Source organism: Streptomyces sp. NPDC051136, assembly GCF_044455745.1.
GTDB lineage: Bacteria > Actinomycetota > Actinomycetes > Streptomycetales > Streptomycetaceae > Streptomyces.
On record NZ_JBITFE010000002.1, the window covers coordinates 790,261 to 806,559 of the forward strand.

General features: G+C 74.5%; 14 protein-coding genes, 1 other RNA gene and 1 pseudogene. 11 read left to right on the forward strand and 5 right to left on the reverse strand.

Features of this window, described 5'->3' with window-relative positions; genetic code table 11:
• Window positions 1–9 precede the first annotated feature (9 nt).
• Window positions 10–1,569, forward strand: a complete 1,560-nt coding sequence (locus tag ACIBCJ_RS09080) for a histidine phosphatase family protein (protein ID WP_399282106.1) — start codon at window positions 10–12, stop codon at window positions 1,567–1,569.
• On the opposite strand, the gene eda is transcribed toward ACIBCJ_RS09080, so the two are convergent.
• Both eda and yaaA read right to left on the reverse strand, forming a co-directional pair.
• On the reverse strand, window positions 1,544–2,203 hold the full coding sequence (gene eda, locus ACIBCJ_RS09085) for a bifunctional 4-hydroxy-2-oxoglutarate aldolase/2-dehydro-3-deoxy-phosphogluconate aldolase (RefSeq protein WP_362098813.1): 660 nt from the start codon (window positions 2,201–2,203) through the stop codon (window positions 1,544–1,546). The genes ACIBCJ_RS09080 and eda overlap by 26 nt on opposite strands.
• An 84-nt stretch (window positions 2,204–2,287) precedes the next feature.
• Window positions 2,288–3,070 (reverse strand): peroxide stress protein YaaA, encoded by a 783-nt coding sequence (gene yaaA, locus ACIBCJ_RS09090; protein WP_365979249.1) that lies wholly within the window; start codon window positions 3,068–3,070, stop codon window positions 2,288–2,290.
• A gap of 192 nt (window positions 3,071–3,262) precedes the next feature.
• Between yaaA and ACIBCJ_RS09095 the strand changes: the two genes are divergently transcribed.
• The 4 genes and pseudogenes from ACIBCJ_RS09095 to ACIBCJ_RS09110 all read left to right on the forward strand — a co-directional run bounded on the left by ACIBCJ_RS09095 (window position 3,263) and on the right by ACIBCJ_RS09110 (window position 6,604).
• On the forward strand, window positions 3,263–4,096 hold the full coding sequence (locus tag ACIBCJ_RS09095; RefSeq protein ID WP_365979250.1) for an AraC family transcriptional regulator: 834 nt from the start codon (window positions 3,263–3,265) through the stop codon (window positions 4,094–4,096).
• A gap of 19 nt (window positions 4,097–4,115) precedes the next feature.
• A pseudogene (locus tag ACIBCJ_RS09100) lies at window positions 4,116–4,943 on the forward strand (DMT family transporter); the annotation flags it as partial.
• Between the two features lie 70 nt (window positions 4,944–5,013).
• Window positions 5,014–5,417, forward strand: an RNA gene (gene rnpB / locus ACIBCJ_RS09105) — RNase P RNA component class A.
• A 257-nt stretch (window positions 5,418–5,674) separates the two neighbouring features.
• On the forward strand, window positions 5,675–6,604 hold the full coding sequence (locus ACIBCJ_RS09110; protein WP_365979251.1) for an RIO1 family regulatory kinase/ATPase: 930 nt from the start codon (window positions 5,675–5,677) through the stop codon (window positions 6,602–6,604).
• Window positions 6,605–6,648: 44 nt separating this feature from the next.
• Here the strand turns inward: ACIBCJ_RS09110 and ACIBCJ_RS09115 are convergent, their stop codons facing one another.
• Window positions 6,649–7,299, reverse strand: a complete 651-nt coding sequence (locus ACIBCJ_RS09115) for a 3-oxoacid CoA-transferase subunit B (protein ID WP_365979252.1) — start codon at window positions 7,297–7,299, stop codon at window positions 6,649–6,651.
• Between the two features lie 2 nt (window positions 7,300–7,301).
• Window positions 7,302–8,102: a CoA transferase subunit A gene (locus ACIBCJ_RS09120; RefSeq protein ID WP_365979253.1), complete on the reverse strand. Its 801-nt coding sequence runs from the start codon at window positions 8,100–8,102 to the stop codon at window positions 7,302–7,304.
• Window positions 8,103–8,378: 276 nt separating this feature from the next.
• Here ACIBCJ_RS09120 and ACIBCJ_RS09125 point away from each other — a divergent pair, with 276 nt between their 5' ends.
• The 6 genes from ACIBCJ_RS09125 to ACIBCJ_RS09150 all read left to right on the forward strand — a co-directional run bounded on the left by ACIBCJ_RS09125 (window position 8,379) and on the right by ACIBCJ_RS09150 (window position 14,168).
• Window positions 8,379–9,608, forward strand: a complete 1,230-nt coding sequence (locus ACIBCJ_RS09125) for a substrate-binding domain-containing protein (protein WP_365979254.1) — start codon at window positions 8,379–8,381, stop codon at window positions 9,606–9,608.
• Between the two features lie 4 nt (window positions 9,609–9,612).
• Complete coding sequence (locus ACIBCJ_RS09130; protein ID WP_365979255.1) at window positions 9,613–10,419, forward strand: ABC transporter ATP-binding protein; 807 nt, start codon at window positions 9,613–9,615, stop codon at window positions 10,417–10,419.
• 89 nt (window positions 10,420–10,508) lie between these two features.
• Complete coding sequence (locus ACIBCJ_RS09135) at window positions 10,509–11,234, forward strand: ABC transporter ATP-binding protein (protein ID WP_365979284.1); 726 nt, start codon at window positions 10,509–10,511, stop codon at window positions 11,232–11,234.
• Window positions 11,234–12,121, forward strand: a complete 888-nt coding sequence (locus ACIBCJ_RS09140; RefSeq protein ID WP_365979256.1) for a branched-chain amino acid ABC transporter permease — start codon at window positions 11,234–11,236, stop codon at window positions 12,119–12,121. The genes ACIBCJ_RS09135 and ACIBCJ_RS09140 overlap by 1 nt, the downstream gene beginning before the upstream one ends.
• Window positions 12,118–13,242: a branched-chain amino acid ABC transporter permease gene (locus ACIBCJ_RS09145; RefSeq protein WP_365979257.1), complete on the forward strand. Its 1,125-nt coding sequence runs from the start codon at window positions 12,118–12,120 to the stop codon at window positions 13,240–13,242. The genes ACIBCJ_RS09140 and ACIBCJ_RS09145 overlap by 4 nt, the downstream gene beginning before the upstream one ends.
• Window positions 13,239–14,168 carry an alpha/beta hydrolase gene (locus tag ACIBCJ_RS09150; RefSeq protein WP_365979258.1) on the forward strand — a complete coding sequence of 310 codons (930 nt, stop codon included), beginning with the start codon at window positions 13,239–13,241 and terminating at the stop codon, window positions 14,166–14,168. The genes ACIBCJ_RS09145 and ACIBCJ_RS09150 overlap by 4 nt, the downstream gene beginning before the upstream one ends.
• Here ACIBCJ_RS09150 and ACIBCJ_RS09155 read toward each other — a convergent pair.
• Entirely contained in the window at window positions 14,161–16,218 is a 2,058-nt protein-coding gene (locus ACIBCJ_RS09155; RefSeq protein ID WP_365979259.1) for a GAF domain-containing protein, read from the reverse strand. The two genes, ACIBCJ_RS09150 and ACIBCJ_RS09155, sit on opposite strands and share 8 nt — an antisense overlap.
• Window positions 16,219–16,299 lie beyond the last annotated feature (81 nt).

Consider the following 16,299-nt stretch of genomic DNA (forward strand, 5'->3'; position numbering starts at 1 on the left):
GCCGGTCCGGTGGCGGATGGGGCGGCGCGTCCCGCGCGGGAGTTCGTCGTCGAGGCCGACGGCGGGTCGCGGGGCAACCCGGGGCCCGCGGGCTACGGCGCGGTGGTCCTGGACCCGGTGACGGGGGAGACCCTGGTGGAGGCCGCCGAATACCTCGGGGTCGTCACCAACAACGTCGCCGAGTACCGGGGCCTGCTGGCCGGCCTGCGCGCGGCCAGGGAGCTGGACCCGGACGCCGCCGTGCACGTCCGGATGGACTCCAAGCTCGTCGTCGAGCAGATGTCGGGCCGCTGGAAGATCAAGCACCCCGACATGAAGCCCCTCGCGACCGAGGCGGCCCGCGTCTTCCCGCCCGGCCGCGTGACCTACGAGTGGATCCCCCGCGCGGAGAACAAGCACGCCGACCGCCTGGCCAACGAGGCGATGGACGCGGGCGCGCGCGGTGAGCAGTGGCTGCCGTCCGAGTCGACGGCGGACCTGGACGCGGGCGGTACCGCCCGCGTCCAGGTCCGGGGCCGCGGTGCGGCGGACGGTGCTCCGGCCGGTCGTGAGGCCGGGCCCGCTGGTGACCGTGACGGGTCGGCCGCCGGTGCCGCCGTCGGCGGGGGCGGTGAGGCGGCCGCGGGTGCGCGCCCCGGCGGCGGCGTCGTCTCCGGGGCGGGGGAGCGGGGTGCCTCAACCGGTCGTGACGCCGGGCCCCGCCGCGACGTGGACGCGTCGGCGTCCGCGGGTGCCGCCGCGGGAGGAGGCAGAGAGACCGAGGCCGCGGGAGAGCGCCTCGCGCAGGCGGCCCGGACCGGCGGCGAGACCGCAGCGGCCGGGACGGACGCGCGGGACACCGGCGCCGGGGACGCGCGGGACACCGGCGCCGGAGCAGGCACGGCCGACGCCGACGTGCGCGCCGCGAAGGCCGTGGCCTCGCCCGGCTGGGGACCCCCCGACCTGGGCGCCCCGGCCACCTTCGTCCTGCTGCGGCACGGGGAGACGCCCCTCACCCCGCAGAAGCGGTTCTCGGGGAGCGGCGGCAGCGACCCGTCCCTGTCGCCGGTCGGCTGGGAGCAGGCCGAGAAGGTCGCCGCGAGCCTCGCCCGGCGCGGCACGATCGAGGCGATCGTCGCCTCCCCCCTGGCCCGCACCCGCGAGACCGCCGGCATCGTCGCCGCCCGCCTGGGCCTGGACGTGGCGGTGGAGGAGGGCCTGCGGGAGACCGACTTCGGCGCCTGGGAGGGCCTCACCTTCGGCGAGGTGCGCGACCGTTACCCCGCCGACCTGGACGCCTGGCTGGCCTCCCCGGACGCGGAACCGACCGGCGGCGGCGAGAGCTTCGCGGCCACCGGCGTCCGGATCGCCGCCACCCGCGACCGGCTCGTCTCCGCGTACGCGGGCCGCACCGTGCTGCTCGTCTCGCACGTGACGCCGATCAAGACGTTCCTGCAACTCGCCCTGGGCGCCCCGCCCGAGTCCCTGTTCCGGATGGAACTGTCGGCGGCGTCCCTGTCGGCGGTGGCGTACTACGCGGACGGCGGCGCCAGCGTCCGCCTGTTCAACGAGACGTCCCACCTGCGCTGAGCGCGGCCGCGGCACGGGCCAGCGCCTCGACGCGCCCCCAGTCGCGGCCGGCCACCGCGTCCTTGGGCAGCATCCAACTGCCCCCGACGCACCCGACGTTGGGCAGCGCCAGGTACTCCGGGGCGGAGTCAGGACCGATGCCGCCCGTCGGGCAGAAGCGCGCCTGCGGCAGCGGCGCGGCGAGCGCCTTGAGGTAGGCGGTGCCGCCCGCCGCCTCGGCCGGGAAGAACTTCATCTCCCGCACCCCGCGCTCCAGCAGCGCCACCACCTCCGAGGTGGTCGACACCCCCGGCAGGAACGGCACCCCGGACGCCCGCATGGCCTCCAGCAGCGTGTCCGTCCACCCCGGGCTGACCAGGAACCGCGCCCCGGCCGCCACGACCTCCCCGACCTGCTCCGCCGTGATGACGGTGCCCGCGCCGACCACCGCGTCCGGCACCTCGGCGGCGATCGCCCGGATCGCGTCGAGGGCGGCCGGCGTCCGCAGCGTCACCTCGATCGCGGGCAGCCCGCCGGCGACGAGCGCCCTGGCGAGCGGCACGGCGTCGGCGAGGTCGTCGACGACCACGACGGGCACGACGGGCGCGAGATCCAGCACCGAGGCGGCGGGGGAGGAGGGCAGCGGAGAACTCATGCCCTCATCGTGCCGCCGAAACGCACTCTCTGCAATCACCGTTGCAGTACATGCAACACCACTCGGGCAGGGCGAAAGGGCGGGTCAGTGGACCTCGTCCACGAGCACGTCCAGCGACCACGGCTTCCCGGCCTTCGCGGGCGCGGCCGCCTCCACCGCGTACCCCAGGTCCCGCAGCGCCTCCACCAGCTCCGCCGGTCCCGCGGGCGAGGTCCCCGACGCCAGCAGACTCCGTACGATCCGGCCCTTGGTCGCCTTGTTGAAGTGGCTGACCACCTTCCGGGTCGGTGCGTGCAGCACCCGCACCGTCGCCGTCCGCGAGGCGACCTCGCCCTGCGGCTTCCAGGCCGCCGCGTACGCCGCCGAACGCAGGTCGAGGACCAGCCCGGCCCCGGCCGCCTCCGGCAGCACCTCGGCCATCGGTGCCCGCCAGTGCCCGGCGAGGGCCCCGAGCCCCGGCAGCTTCACGCCCATCGAGCACCGGTAGGAGGGGATCCGGTCCGTCACCCGCACGGCACCCCACAGCCCCGAGAACACCAGCAGCGACCTGGCGGCCCGCCTCTTGGCGGCGGCGTCCAGCGAAGCCAGGTCCAGGGCGTCGTACAGCACACCGGTGTAGATCTCTCCGGCCGGACGCGCGCCCGCGGCCGGCAGCTCCTCGTTCTTGGCGACCTCGCCGCGCAGCCCCTCGCTCAGCCCGAGCACCTCGCGGGCCTTCTCCTCGTCGCCGGCGCACAGCTCGACCAGCTCGCCGAGGACGGCCTCCCGGGCCGCGGTGAGCCCCGGCAGGGACAGCGCCCCGATCTTCAGCGGGGCGCCCCGGCCGGACGCGGCCTTCCCCTCGGACGGCGGCAGCAGGACAAGCACACGTACTCCTTCACGACAGGCTCCGGGCCCCCGGATCAGGGTACGGCGTACCCCTCCCGCGCCCGCTCGACGGCCCGTACGAGGGCCACTGGCGCGGGAAGTGACCTCCACCCACCCCAGGGCCGCTCCTCCTCCTCCGGCCTGGACACCGCCGACTTCCTCTGATCCCGTATGGGCAGGGGGTGGGCGGCGATGGACGCGCGGGGTGAGCAGGCACGCTGGACGAGGGCGCGGCTGGGGGCGGCCGGTCCGCCCGTCGACCTGCTGACCGCCTGCTTCGACCGGCACGTCTACGCCCCGCACGCCCACGACGAGTTCACGGTGGGCGTCACGGTCGGCGGCCTCGAAGTCATCGCCTACCGGGGCGGGCACATCCACTCCGGGCCGGGCTCCCTCGTCGTCCTGGAGCCCGGCGAGGTGCACACCGGCGGCCCGGCCGCCCCCGACGGCTACTCCTACCGCGCTCTGTACGCCACCCCGGACCTCCTCGCCGACGGCACCCGGGCCGCCGCCCCGCCGCACTTCCGCGAGCCCGTCCTCGACGACCCCGAACTCGCCGCCGCCCTGCGCGCCGCGCACACCGACCTGGCCCGCTGCCCCGACCCCCTGGAGGCGGAGTCCCGCCTGCCCTGGCTCCTCACGGCGCTCGCCCGCCGCCACTCCACGGCCCGCGCGACCGCCGACGCCGTCCCCGGTTCCGAGCGCATCGCCCGTGTCGTACGCGACCGGCTCGTCGACCAACTCCTCGCCCCACCCTCCCTGGCCGCACTCGCCACCGACCTCGGCCTGTCCCGCTACCAACTCCTGCGCGCCTTCCGTACGGCGACGGGAATGCCGCCGTACGCCTGGCTCGCCCAGCACCGGGTGGCCAGGGCCCGCGGGCTCCTGGAGGGCGGCCTGCGCCCGGCCGAGGTGGCGGCGTTGGTGGGCTTCGCCGACCAGGCCCACCTGACCCGCTGGTTCCGCCGGGTTCTCGGGGTGACCCCGGCGGCGTACCGCAACAGCGTTCAAGACCGCACCCGGTGAGGCGGCCGAGACTCGCCGCATGACTGCACGCGGCTGGTTCCTGTTCTCCCTGATGGGAGTGGTCTGGGGCATCCCCTACCTGATGATCAAGGTGGCGGTGGACGAGGTGTCCCCGTCCGGCGTGGTGTTCGCCCGCTGCGCCCTCGGCGCGGCCCTCCTGCTGCCCTTCGCCCTGCGCAAGGGAGACCTCCTCGGCACTGTGAGAACCCACTGGAAGCCCATGCTGGCCTTCGCCCTGATCGAGATCGTCGGCCCCTGGTGGACCCTGACGGACGCGGAACGGCACCTGTCCAGCTCCACCGCCGGGCTGCTGATCGCGGGCGTGCCGATCGTCGGCGTGCTCCTGGCCCGCTTCTTCGGCGCCGGGGAACGGGTCGGCGCCCGCCGCGTCGCCGGACTCGGCCTCGGTCTCGGGGGCGTCGCCGTGCTCACCGTGCCGCACCTCACCGGCGGCGACGCCCGCTCGCTGGCCGAGGTGCTGGTGACGGTCGTCGGTTACGCCACGGCCCCCCTGATAGCCGCCCGCCACCTCAAGGACGTTCCCACCCTCCAGCTCATCACCCCCTGCCTCACCCTGGCCGCCGTCGTCTACGCCCCCGCCGCCTTCCTGACCCGCCCCTCCACCCTGCCCTCGGGCGAGGCCCTGGCGGCCCTGGCCGGCCTCGGCGTCGTCTGCACCGCGGTCGCCTTCGTGGCCTTCCTGGAGTTGATCAAGGAGGTCGGCCCGGTGCGCGCCGGCGTCATCACCTACGTCAACCCGGCGGTCGCCGTCGCCGCGGGCGCCCTCCTCCTCGGCGAGGAGCTGACCCTCGGCATCGGCGTCGCCTTCTCCCTGATCCTGGCCGGCTCGGTCCTCGCGACGGCCGCCGCCGGTCCGAGGCGGGAGGTGCGCCGGGTACCATGGTCGGCACGGCAGACGAGCCGGGCGGGCGGCCGCGTGGAGTCCCTCACGGGACTTCCCGAGGAACGTCCGGGCTCCACAGGGCAGGGTGATGGCTAACGGCCACCCGGGGTGACCCGCGGGACAGTGCCACAGAAAGCAGACCGCCGGAGGCTTCGGCCCCCGGTAAGGGTGAAACGGTGGTGTAAGAGACCACCAGTGCCCAGGGTGACCTGGGCAGCTAGGTAAACCCCACCCGGAGCAAGGTCAAGAGGAGCGCCGTAACACGCGCTCTGCGCGGACGATCGAGGGCTGCCCGCCCGAGTCCGCGGGTAGACCGCTGGAGGCCGGTGGCAACGCCGGCCCTAGATGGATGGCCGTCGCCGGAAGGCCCGCGAGGACCTTCCGGAACAGAACCCGGCGTACAGCCCGACTCGTCTGCCGCCATCCGGCCGGGCATGCGTCCCACAGGCCGCCCACTTGTTCCGGAACCGAAGGCGCAGAGGCCTGCCGGGCCCCGGCAGCCCCCCGGCGCGGCCCCGCTTTTATTCGGTTGCCGCTCCCCGCGCCCGCCCCCACCATGGGCGGGACACCGGGAGCCGCCCGGTGCTCCACGAGAGGAGGCACGACCGTGACCACGACTGTCCTCGGCCTGCCCGCAGACCGACTCCCTCACGCCTCATGGAGCACCTCCAGCGATGTCTCGCGACCCTCTCTCGCAACACCCTTCCTTTCCTGACGACTTCACCACCGACGCCCGCCGCCACGTCCCGCCGCGGGACGATCCGGGCGACATCGACGACCGGTTCGTCTTCGACTTCCGCTCCTACGACGACCTGGAGGACGGCCGGCGCTGGTCGACCTGGCTCAGCGTCGAACCCCTCTGCCGAGGTCCCGAGCCCCGGCCGGGCTGGGTGGTGACCTCGCAGGGCGCGATCGACACGGAGCTCGGCGTCCTGAAGACCGGCAAGGAGGCCGACGTCCACCTCGTCGAGCGTGCCGACCCGCTGGACCCCGCCGGCGGCGTGGTCATGGCGGCGAAGCGGTATCGCTCTCCCGAGCACCGGTCCTTCCACCGCTCCGCGTCCTACACCGAGGGCCGCTCGATGAAGCGCTCACGCGACGAGCGGGCCGTCAAGCGGAAGAGCACCTTCGGCCGGCAGGTCGCGGCCGGCGAGTGGGCGGTGTCCGAGTGGAGTGCGCTGGTGCGGCTCTGGAACCTCGGGCTGCCGGTTCCCTACCCGGTCCAGATCGACGGCACCGAGATCCTCATGGAGTGGATCACCGTCGTCGACGAGGACGGCGCCGTCGCGACCGCGCCCCGGCTCGCCCAGACCCGGCCCTCGCCCGAACTGCTGGCGGCCTACTTCGAGCAACTCACCGACGCGCTCGCGACGATGGTGCAGAGCGGCCTCGTGCACGGCGACCTCTCGGCGTACAACATCCTGGCGGCGGGTGAAAGGCTGGTCATCATCGACCTGCCGCAGATCGTCGACCTGGTCGGCAACCTGAACGGGATGACCTTCCTCCAGCGGGACTGCGCCAACATCTGCGGCTGGTTCCGCTCGCGGGGCCTCGATGTCGACGAGCACGCGCTGTTCGCGGAGCTGATGGCGCACGCCTTCTGAACCGGGTGAGCCGGTGGCTCGGCACCCCCGGTCGGCGCCCGCCCTCAGCCCCGTGTCACGGCCCCGGCGACCAGGATCTCCGCGTCCGACGCCCCGCGGACCTCGTCCACCGAGACGCCGGGAGCCGTCTCGACCAGGCGGAGCCCCTCCGGGGTGACGTCGAGGACGGCCAGGTCGGTGATGATCCGGTCGACGACCCGGCGGCCCGTGGCGGGCAGGGTCAGGTCGGTGACGATCTTGGGGGAGCCGTCCCTGGCCGTGTGCTCCATGACGACGATCAGGCGGCGGGCGCCGTGGACCAGGTCCATCGCCCCGCCCATGCCCTTGACCATCTTGCCGGGGATCGTCCAGTTCGCCAGATCGCCGTCGGCCGAGACCTGCATGGCGCCGAGCACGGACACGTCGACGCGGCCGGCGCGGATCATGCCGAAGGAAAACGCCGAGTCGAAGAAGGAGGCGCCGGGGACGGTGGTCACCGTCTCCTTGCCGGCGTTGATCAGGTCGGCGTGCTCCTCACCGGCGTACGGGTACGGGCCGACGCCCAGGATGCCGTTCTCGGAGTGCAGCACCACGTGCACCCCGTCCGGGAGATGGTTGGGGATGAGGGTGGGCAGGCCGATACCCAGGTTGACGTACTGGCCGTCGCGCAGTTCACGGGCCGCGCGGGCGGCGAGTCGTTCGCGGTTCAGCGGCATGGTCAGATCCCCTCGGTGCCGGCGGTCCCGGCGGTCTCGGTGGCGGCGGGGCGCGGGCCGCTGTGCGTGCGGCGTTCGACGCGCTTGTCCAGGGACGGGTCGGCGGCGACCACCCGGTCCACGTACACGCCCGGCAGGTGGACGGCGTCCGGGGAGATCTCGCCCGGCGCCACGATGCGCTCGGCCTCCACGACCGTGACGCGGCCCGCCGTCGCGCACAGCGGGTTGAAGTTGCGTGCCGCCGCGTGGAAGACGCAGTTGCCGTGCCGGTCCGCGACCGCGGCCCGCACCAGGGCGAAGTCGGCGGTGATGGCCTCCTCCAGCAGGTAGCGGCGACCGCCGAACTCCCGGACGCTCTTGGGCGGCGAGGCCACCGCGACCTGGCCGTCCGGGGAATAGCGCCAGGGCAGGCCGCCCTCCTCCACCTGCGTGCCGACACCGGCCGGCGTGTAGAACGCCGGAATGCCCGCGCCGCCCGCCCGCAGCCGTTCGGCGAGGGTGCCCTGCGGGGTCAGCTCCACCTCCAGTTCACCGGCGAGGTACCGACGGGCGAACTCCTTGTTCTCGCCCACGTACGACGACGTCATCCGGGCGATCCGGCCCGCCGCCAGGAGCAGGCCCAGGCCCCAGTCGTCGACCCCGCAGTTGTTGGACACCACCCGCAGTCCGGTCGCGTCGGCGTCCACGAGCGCGCCGATCAGCGTCGAGGGGATGCCGCACAGGCCGAAACCCCCGACCGCGAGTACCGCGCCGTCGGGGATGTCCGACACCGCGCGTGCGGCCGACTCCACCACCTTGTCCATGCCGTTTCCTTCTCCGTCCGCACCTCCGCACCGGGGTGCTTCTCGCACACGAGCCGTCGTGCCCTGCGCCGGTGCGCCGTGCGGGCACGGGACGGGCGCTCCATGGGCGTTCGACGGGTGTTCTCCCCCCTTGCGGCGGCGGTCGCCCCCGGCCATGTGCGCCCATGCCATGACCGCGTTTCCAGGAGCGGTGAGCGGCCACATGCCGCCCGCCGCGCGGCCCCCCTATCGTTCCGGCAACCACGCGCCGCTTCACCTTCCAAGGAGCCGGTCATCATGCGTTCCAGCGTCACAGGCACCCCCAGCGGCAGAGCGCTCGGCGCGCTCACCCTGCTCGTCGCGACGACCCTGCTCGCGGGCTGTTCCTCGGCCGGCACGGCCGGCACCGAGGCCGACGGATCGGGCGGCGACAGCCCGGTCAAGGTGGGCCTGGTGTACTCCCGCAGCGGACTGCTCGCGGCCTACGGCAAGCAGTACGAGGAGGGCTTCAAGGCCGGCCTGGCCTACGCGACACACGGGACGAACAAGGCCGGCGGCCACCCGATCGAGGTCACCGAACAGGACGACGCCGGTGATCCGGCGAAGGCCGTCGCCGCCGCGAAGACCCTCATCGGCAAGGGCCACAGGATCATCGCCGGGACCACCGACTCCGGCGTTGCCCTCCAGATGGCCCCGCTGGCCGCCCAGAACAAGGTGCTGTACCTCAACGGCGACGCCGCCACCGACGCGCTCACCGGCGTCAACGACTACACCTTCCGCTCCGGCAGGCAGTCCTACCAGGATATCCTCACCGTCAGCGCGCAACTCGGCGCCGCAAAGGGCAAGAAGGTCACCGTCCTCGCCCAGAACTCCGCCTTCGGGCAGGCCAACGTGGCCGCCGTGAAGGACGTCCTCGGCAAGAAGGGAGCCACCGTCGGCTCGGTCCTGGCGCCGCCCAGCGCCACCGACCTCACCCCCTTCGCCCGCCAGGTCAAGGCCGGCGGTCCGGACCTGGTGTTCGTGGCCTGGGCCGGCGCCACCGCCCCCGCGCTGTGGACGGCACTGAACCAGCAGGGCGTACTGGACGCCGCCAAGGTCGTCACCGGGCTCGCCGGCACCGCGTCGTACCCGGTGTTCGGTAGCGGGGCGGCCAAGATCTCCTTCCTCGCCCACTACTTCCCGGGAGCCGGTGACAACCCGGTGGAGAAGGCGATGCTCGACGGCATCACCGAGGCCGGCGGGACCCCCGACCTGTTCAGCCCCGACGGCTTCACCGCCGCCCAGATGATCGTGCGCGCCATCGAGTCCGGGAGCGCCACCGACACCTCCGCCATGGTCGACGCCCTGGAGGGCTGGACGTTCGACGGTCCCAAGGGCAGGCAGCAGATCCGCGCCGAGGACCACGCCCTGCTGCAACCCATGTTCACGGCGCGGCTGAAGGGCACCGGCGCCGACGCCCGGCCCGAGGTGATCGACACCGTTCCGATGGCGTCGGTCGCCCCGCCGGTGCGGAAGACGGCGGGCTGAGCGGATGACCACCCCTGACACCACCTCCGAGAGCACCCCGGCCGACGGTTCGGCCCCGCACCCCGGGGCCGGCCCGGTGCTGCGGCTGCGCGACGTCGGCTGGACCGTCGGCGGAGCCACCATCGTCGACGCCGTGTCCTTCGACGTCCACGACGGCGAGTTCCTCGCCTTCATCGGTCCCAACGGGGCCGGCAAGACGTCCCTGTTCAACCTGGTCAGCGGCATCAACCCGGTCTCCCGGGGGTCGATCGCGCTCGACGGCGCCGACATCACCCGCGAGGCCGCGTACGCCCGGGCCCGGCGCGGACTCGGGCGTACCTTCCAGACGTCGAGTCTCTGGCCGGGCATGACGGTCGCCGACCACGTCGAGCTGGCGGCCCAGGCCGCCGAAGGCGGTTCGTACCGCGTCTGGCGCCGTGCCGACGGCTACCCGCGGCAGGTCGCCGACGTACTGGCCCGCACCGAGCTGGCGCACCGCGCCGGCACCCCCGCCGACGTCCTGTCCCACGGCGAGAAGCGCAAGCTGGAACTGGCCGTGCTGCTCGTCGGCGAACCCCGGCTGATGCTGCTGGACGAACCGATGGCGGGCGTCAGCGCCGAGGAGGTGCCGGCACTGACCGAGCTGATCCGTTCCCTGCACCGGGACGAGGGCCGCACGGTGCTCATGGTCGAGCACCACATGGACGTCCTGCTGGACCTCGCGGACCGGCTCGCCGTCATGCACCACGGCACCCTGCTCGCCCTGGACACACCGCACGCCGTGATGGACGACCCCACCGTGCAACGGGCCTACCTCGGGGAGGGGTTGTGAGCGCCGCCCACGACGCGGACGCCGCCGCCCACGACGCCGCCGCCCACGCCGCCGCGGCCGCCGCCGCCGTCCCCCCGCCGCTGCTGACCGTGCGCGACCTCCGGGTCGTCATCGGCGGCCGGCACATCCTGCACGGCGTCGACCTCGACGTCGCCGCCTGTGGCACCACCGCCCTGCTCGGCCGCAACGGCGCCGGGAAGACCACCACCGTGCGCGGCGTCCTCGGTCTCGTCCCGCGCACCGGCAGCGTACGGCTGGACGGCGAGGAGACCACGCACCTGCCCACCCACGCCCTGGTCCGCCGGGGCATCGGCTACGCCCCCGAGGACCGCGGAGTCTTCGCCGCCCTGTCCGTCGCGGAGAACCTGCGGCTGGCCGAACGGACCGGAGCCGGCGACCCCGCGTACGGCCTGGTGTACGAGCTCTTCCCCGAACTGCGCACCCGGGCCCGGCAACCCGCCGGCACCCTCTCCGGCGGCCAGCAGCAGATGGTCGCGATCGCCCGCACGCTGCTGAACGGCAACCGTCTGATCATCGCCGACGAACCCACCAAGGGCCTCGCGCCCAAGGTCGTCACCGAGGTCGCCCGGGTGCTGGAGCACGCCGCCGAGGCGGTGCCGGTGCTGCTGGTGGAACAGAACCTCGCCGTGGTGCGCCGCCTCGCCCGGCACTGCGTCGTCGTCGCCGACGGCCGCAGCGTCCACCGCGGCCCCGCCGCCGGCCTGCTCGACGATGCGGACGCCGCCCGCCGGCTGCTCGGCGTCGGACACGCGCACCGGCCCGGGGCCGTCCTCGACCAGGAGGCGGAAGCCTGATGTCCACCGTCGTTCTGCTCGTCCTCACCGGCCTCGGCCTGGGCGCCCTCTACTTCCTGGTGGCCTCCGGCCTGTCGCTCATCTTCGGGCTGATGGACGTGCTCAACTTCGCGCACGGCGCGCTGATGTCCATCGGCGCCTACGGCACCTGGTGGGCCGCCTCCGGGCACCTCCCCGGCGCCGGTCCCGGCGGTCCCGGCTTCGTCCTCGCCGTCGCCTTCGGCACCCTGGTGGGCACGGCCGCCGCGGTCGTCCTCGAACTCGCCGTCATCCGCCCCCTCTACACCCGCCCCCGCGAACAGATCCTGGCCACCGTGGGCGTCGGCCTGGCCGTGCCCGCGCTGCTCTCCGCGATCTGGGGCGCCGACGCCCGGCCCTTCCCCTCACCCGACGCGCTGTCCGGCACCTTCGGACTGCTGGGCGCCCAGGTGCCGGTGAACCGGCTGGTACTGATCGCCGCCGCGGTCGTGGTGCTCGCCGCGCTCAAGGTGTTCCTCGGCCGCACCCGGCACGGCCTCGTGGTCCGCGCGGGCGTCGAGGACCGGGCCATGGTCACCGCGCTCGGCATCGACGTACGCAAGGCGTTCACCCTGGTCTTCGCCATCGGCGGGGCGGCGGCCGCCCTCGGCGGCGCCATCGGCGGCCTCTACTTCGGCTCCGTCGACCCCGAACAGGGCACCTCGCTGCTGATCTTCGCGTTCGTGGTCGTCGTGATGGGCGGCATGGGCTCGCTCACCGGCGCCGCGCTGGCCTCCGTCGCGGTCGGACTCGTCCAGCAGTTCGCCAACTACTACACCACCGACGGCCTCGGCGACCTCGCCGTCGTCGTCCTGCTCGCCGCCCTGCTGCTCGTCCGGCCGCGTGGGCTGACCGGGAGGCTCGCATGACCACCGCCACCGAGCCGCGCGGCACGGTCCGCCCGGCGGACCCCCGTCTCGCAGGACCGCTGCGCCGTACCGCCCGCTGGTGGCCGGCCCCGCTGCTGGCGGTGCTGCTCGTCGCCCCGTACAGCGCGCTGCCCCTGCCGGGGATCCTCGACGGGCCCGTCGGCAGCCCCGGCAACCTCCAACTGCTGGCCCTCTGCCTGCTCTTCGGCGCCCTGGCCACCGGCTACGACCTGCTCCTCGGCCGCACCGGGCTGCTCTCCTTCGGTCACGCGCTCTATTTCGCCGCGGGCACCTACGTCACCAACACCGTCATGCTGGAGGCGGGCCTGCCGTTCGCCGTCTCCGCCGTACTCGGCCTGCTCGCGGGGGTGGCGCTGGCCGCCCTGCTGGGCGCGGTCAGCCTGCGGGTCGGCGGCATCGGGTTCTCCATGGTCACCCTCGCCTTCGCGCAGGCCGGCTCGATCCTCGTCCAGCGCGACCCGGGCGGCGTCACCGGCGGCGAGGAGGGGCGGGCCGCACCCGCCGACCGGCTGCCCGCCTCGCTCGTCGGCATCGACCACACCGCCAACCTGTACTGGATCGCGCTGGCCTACCTGGTCGTCGTCCTGGCCGCCGTGCACTGGGCGGTCCGCTCGCCCACCGGACGGGTCTGGCAGGGCATCAGGGAGAACGAGCGACGGGTGGAGATGCTGGGGCTGCGCCCCTACGGCTTCAAACTGGTCGCCTTCGTGCTCGCGGGTACCCTGGCCGCGCTCGGCGGCATCGTCTACCTGCTGCTCACCGGCGGCGCCACCCCGCAGACCACCACCTCCGACTTCACCCTCTCCCTGCTGGTGATGGTGGTGCTGGGCGGCTCCGGCACGCGCTGGGGACCGATGGCCGGCGGCGTCCTCTACACCTGGGCCGACCACCGGCTCGGCGACCTCGCCGGTTCCGGCGGCGTCGCCGACCTGCCCGCCGTGCTGCGCGTGCCGCTGTCCCAGCCGCTGTTCCTGCTCGGGGCGCTGTTCGTCGCGGTGATATACCTGCTGCCCGGCGGTGTCGTCCGGCTGCCCGCGCGGCTGCGCGCCGCCCGTGCCCCGCGCGCCGCGACCGACCGCGAGGAGGCTCCCACAGCATGACCCACACGCCCGACGGCACGCGGCCCGACGAGCCCGGCTTCCCGCCGTACGAGGAACTGCGGGTGCCGGTGGCCGGCGGTGAACTGGCCGTCCTGCGCTGGCCGGCCGCGGATCCGGCCGCGCCGGTGGTCCTGGCCCTGCACGGCATCACCGCCAACGGCCTGACCTGGGCCCGCGTCGCCCACCACCTCGCGGGCCGGGTCACCCTGCTCGCGCCTGACCTGCGGGGCCGGGGCGGCAGCGGCACGCTCCCCGGCCCGTACGGCATCGCGGCGCACGCCGACGACATGGCCGCCCTGGTGCGGGCGCTGGACACCGGCCCGGTGGTCCTCACCGGTCACTCCATGGGCGCCTTCGCCGCGGCCCTGACCGCCGTACGCCACCCGGACCTGCCGTCGGCCCTGCTGCTGGTGGACGGCGGTGTGAGCTTCCCCGTGCCGGCCGGCCTCGACCCCGACGACCTCGTCGCCGCCGTGATCGGTCCCGCCATGCGGCGGCTGTCGATGACGTTCCCCGACCGTCCGGCCTACCGGGAGTTCTGGCAGCGCCACCCGGCCTTCGCCGGAGCCTGGTCGCCGTGGGTGGACGCCTACATCCAGCGCGACCTGGTCGGCGAGGAACCCGCCCTGCGCTCCTCGTGCCGCCTCGACGCCGTCCGCGTCGACGGCACCGGCCAGCTCGGCGGCGAGGCGGCGGACGCGGTGCACCGGCTGCCCCGCTCGGCCGCACTCCTGTGGGCGGAACGCGGACTGATGGACGAGCCGCAGGGCCTGTACGACGAACAGCGGCTCGCCGCCGCCGGGGTCGACCGCACACCGCTGCGGCCCCTGCCCGTCCCGGGGACCAACCACTACACGATCGTCGTCGGCGACGCGGGCGCCCGCGTGGTGGCCGAGCACCTGCTGACCGCGGCGGGCGTCAGCTGAGGGACAACAGTCGCAGACGCAGCGCCAGTTGAAGCTCCAGCGCGTGCTCCGGGCTGTTCCAGCCCGGGCCGAGGATCGCCTGGATGCGGTCCAGGCGCTGCACCACCGTGTTGATGTGCACGTGCAGCTCCTCCTTGGCCCGGGTCAGGCTCCCGCCGCAGCCGAAGTACGCGGCCAGGGTGCGGACCAGCTGGGTGCCGCGCCGCTCGTCGTAGTCGAGCAGCGGGCCGAGGGTGGCCCTGACGAAGCCCTCCACGTCGTGGTCCTTGCCCAACAGCACGCCGAGAAAGCCCAGTTCGCCCGCACTGCCCCCGGCGCCCCGGCGGCCGAGCACCTGCAGCGCCTGCAGACAGCGCGAGGCCTCGGCGTGGGCGTCGGCGAGGGCGCGCGGTCCGGCGGCGGGCCCGGCGCCGGCCACCGTGACCGGGGCGCCCACCAGGTGGGTGAGCTGCTCGGCGGCGGAGCGGGCCGCCTCGCCCGGCGTGGCGCCGCCCACCGGGACGAGCATGACCGTACCGGCGTGTTCCGCGCTGACACCGTCGCCGCCGAACAGGTACTGCACGGCGGCGACGGCCAGCCGGTCGCGGACGTCCGCGTCCGAGGAGGCCACCAGGACCAGGTGGGGACGGTTCAGGTCGATGCCGAGACTGCGTCCGCGGGCCACCAGACCGGCGGGGTCGCGGTCGGGCGCGGTGAGCAGGTCGGTGATCAGGTCGCCGCGCACCCGGTTCTCAGCCTCGGCAACCGAGCGCCGCAGCAGCAGGAGCAGCGAGGTGACGACGCTGCTCCGCTCGAACAGGCGCCGGTCGGGGCCGTCCAGGTCCGGCCGCCCCGACAGCACCAGGCTGCCCAGCATCTCCTGCCCGGCCAGCACCGCGCACACCCAGCGCCCGTCGTGGACCACCGCGTGGGCGGTGGCGCGCGACTCCTCCGCGGCCCGCACCAGGGCAGCCGCACCGTCCGTGCCCGTCGAGTCGTCCCAGTCGTCCGCGCCGCCAGGGTCATCCGCGCCATGCGTGCCGCGCGGGTCCTGCGCGCCGCTCGGGCCGCCCGCGTCGTCCGGGGCGTGCGCGGCGTTCCGGCCCCTCGCCGTGTTCCCGGCCGGGCGGTCGGTGCCGCGCGCGGTCGGGGTGAGCGGCCACCCGCCCGCGTCGAACACCGTGACGTCGCCCTGGAGGAGGTCGGCGACGGCGGCGGCCACGTCGGCCACGTCGCCGCCCCTCAGCACCAGGTCGCTGAGCCGGTCGTGGGACTCCTCGGCGCGCTGCATCGCGGCCGAGCGCTCCCGGATCACGGCGTTCGCCTCGGCCAGTTCGGCCAGCGCCACCCGCGCGTCCGTCATGGCCTTCGCCGTGTCGATGGCGATGGCGGCGTGGTTGGCCAGCGAACACAGCAGGGCGACCTCGTCCGGGGAGAAGGCGCGCGGCGTGCGGTCGGCGGCGAACAGGGCGCCGATCACCTTGCCGCCGCTCCCCGATCCCAGCAGAAGCGGGACGCCGAGGATCGCGACCAGACCCTCGTCCAGCACACCGGCGTCGATGCTGTGCGTGTGGTGGAAGCGCTCGTCCGTGCGGTAGTCGGGCGTGGCGTAGGGACGCGCGGTCTGCGCGACCAGGCCGCCGAGCCCCTCGCCCAGTTGCAGGCGCAGGTTCTGGAACAGCTCGGACACGGAGCCGTCGGTGACCCGCATGAAGGTGTCGCCCGCCTCCTCGTCGGGCAGCGTCAGGTACGCCGTGTCGGTGCCGAGCAGCATCCTGGCGCGGCGCACGATGGACCGCAGCACGGCGTCCAGGTCGCGCAGCGCCGCGAGGTCGCCGGCGGTGTCGAACAGGGCGGTGAGCTCCGCCTCCCGGCGCTGGTGCTGCCGCAGCGCGCTGTGCACGCGCAACGCCGCCCGGGTGGCCCGCTCGACCTCCGCGAGGTCGTCGGCGCCCGCACCGCCGCGCCGCGCCTCGGCGGCGACGGTGCCGAGGTCCTCGGCGGGGGCGCCGGAGGCGAGCAGTTCGAGGAGCCGGCGCAGGTGGGCGGCGACGGACGGGTTCTTGGGCATGGGCGGACCATTGTGAGGAAGGCGGGCAGCCCCCGCAACCGCGACGGCACGAGGGGACGGGAAGCCCGCCCCCTCGGTGGT

Bases quoted from the DNA above. Each gene is read 5' to 3' on its own strand.
- ACIBCJ_RS09095 (WP_365979250.1), top strand. From the start codon at position 3,263: ATGGACGCGCGGGGTGAGCAGGCACGCTGGACGAGGGCGCGGCTGGGG.
- ACIBCJ_RS09110 (WP_365979251.1), top strand. From the start codon at position 5,675: ATGTCTCGCGACCCTCTCTCGCAACACCCTTCCTTTCCTGACGACTTC.
- ACIBCJ_RS09150 (WP_365979258.1), top strand. From the start codon at position 13,239: ATGACCCACACGCCCGACGGCACGCGGCCCGACGAGCCCGGCTTCCCG.
- ACIBCJ_RS09125 (WP_365979254.1), top strand. From the start codon at position 8,379: ATGCGTTCCAGCGTCACAGGCACCCCCAGCGGCAGAGCGCTCGGCGCG.
- ACIBCJ_RS09140 (WP_365979256.1), top strand. From the start codon at position 11,234: ATGTCCACCGTCGTTCTGCTCGTCCTCACCGGCCTCGGCCTGGGCGCC.
- eda (WP_362098813.1), bottom strand. From the start codon at position 2,203: ATGAGTTCTCCGCTGCCCTCCTCCCCCGCCGCCTCGGTGCTGGATCTC.
- ACIBCJ_RS09145 (WP_365979257.1), top strand. From the start codon at position 12,118: ATGACCACCGCCACCGAGCCGCGCGGCACGGTCCGCCCGGCGGACCCC.
- ACIBCJ_RS09120 (WP_365979253.1), bottom strand. From the start codon at position 8,102: ATGGACAAGGTGGTGGAGTCGGCCGCACGCGCGGTGTCGGACATCCCC.
- ACIBCJ_RS09155 (WP_365979259.1), bottom strand. From the start codon at position 16,218: ATGCCCAAGAACCCGTCCGTCGCCGCCCACCTGCGCCGGCTCCTCGAA.
- ACIBCJ_RS09130 (WP_365979255.1), top strand. From the start codon at position 9,613: ATGACCACCCCTGACACCACCTCCGAGAGCACCCCGGCCGACGGTTCG.
- ACIBCJ_RS09115 (WP_365979252.1), bottom strand. From the start codon at position 7,299: ATGCCGCTGAACCGCGAACGACTCGCCGCCCGCGCGGCCCGTGAACTG.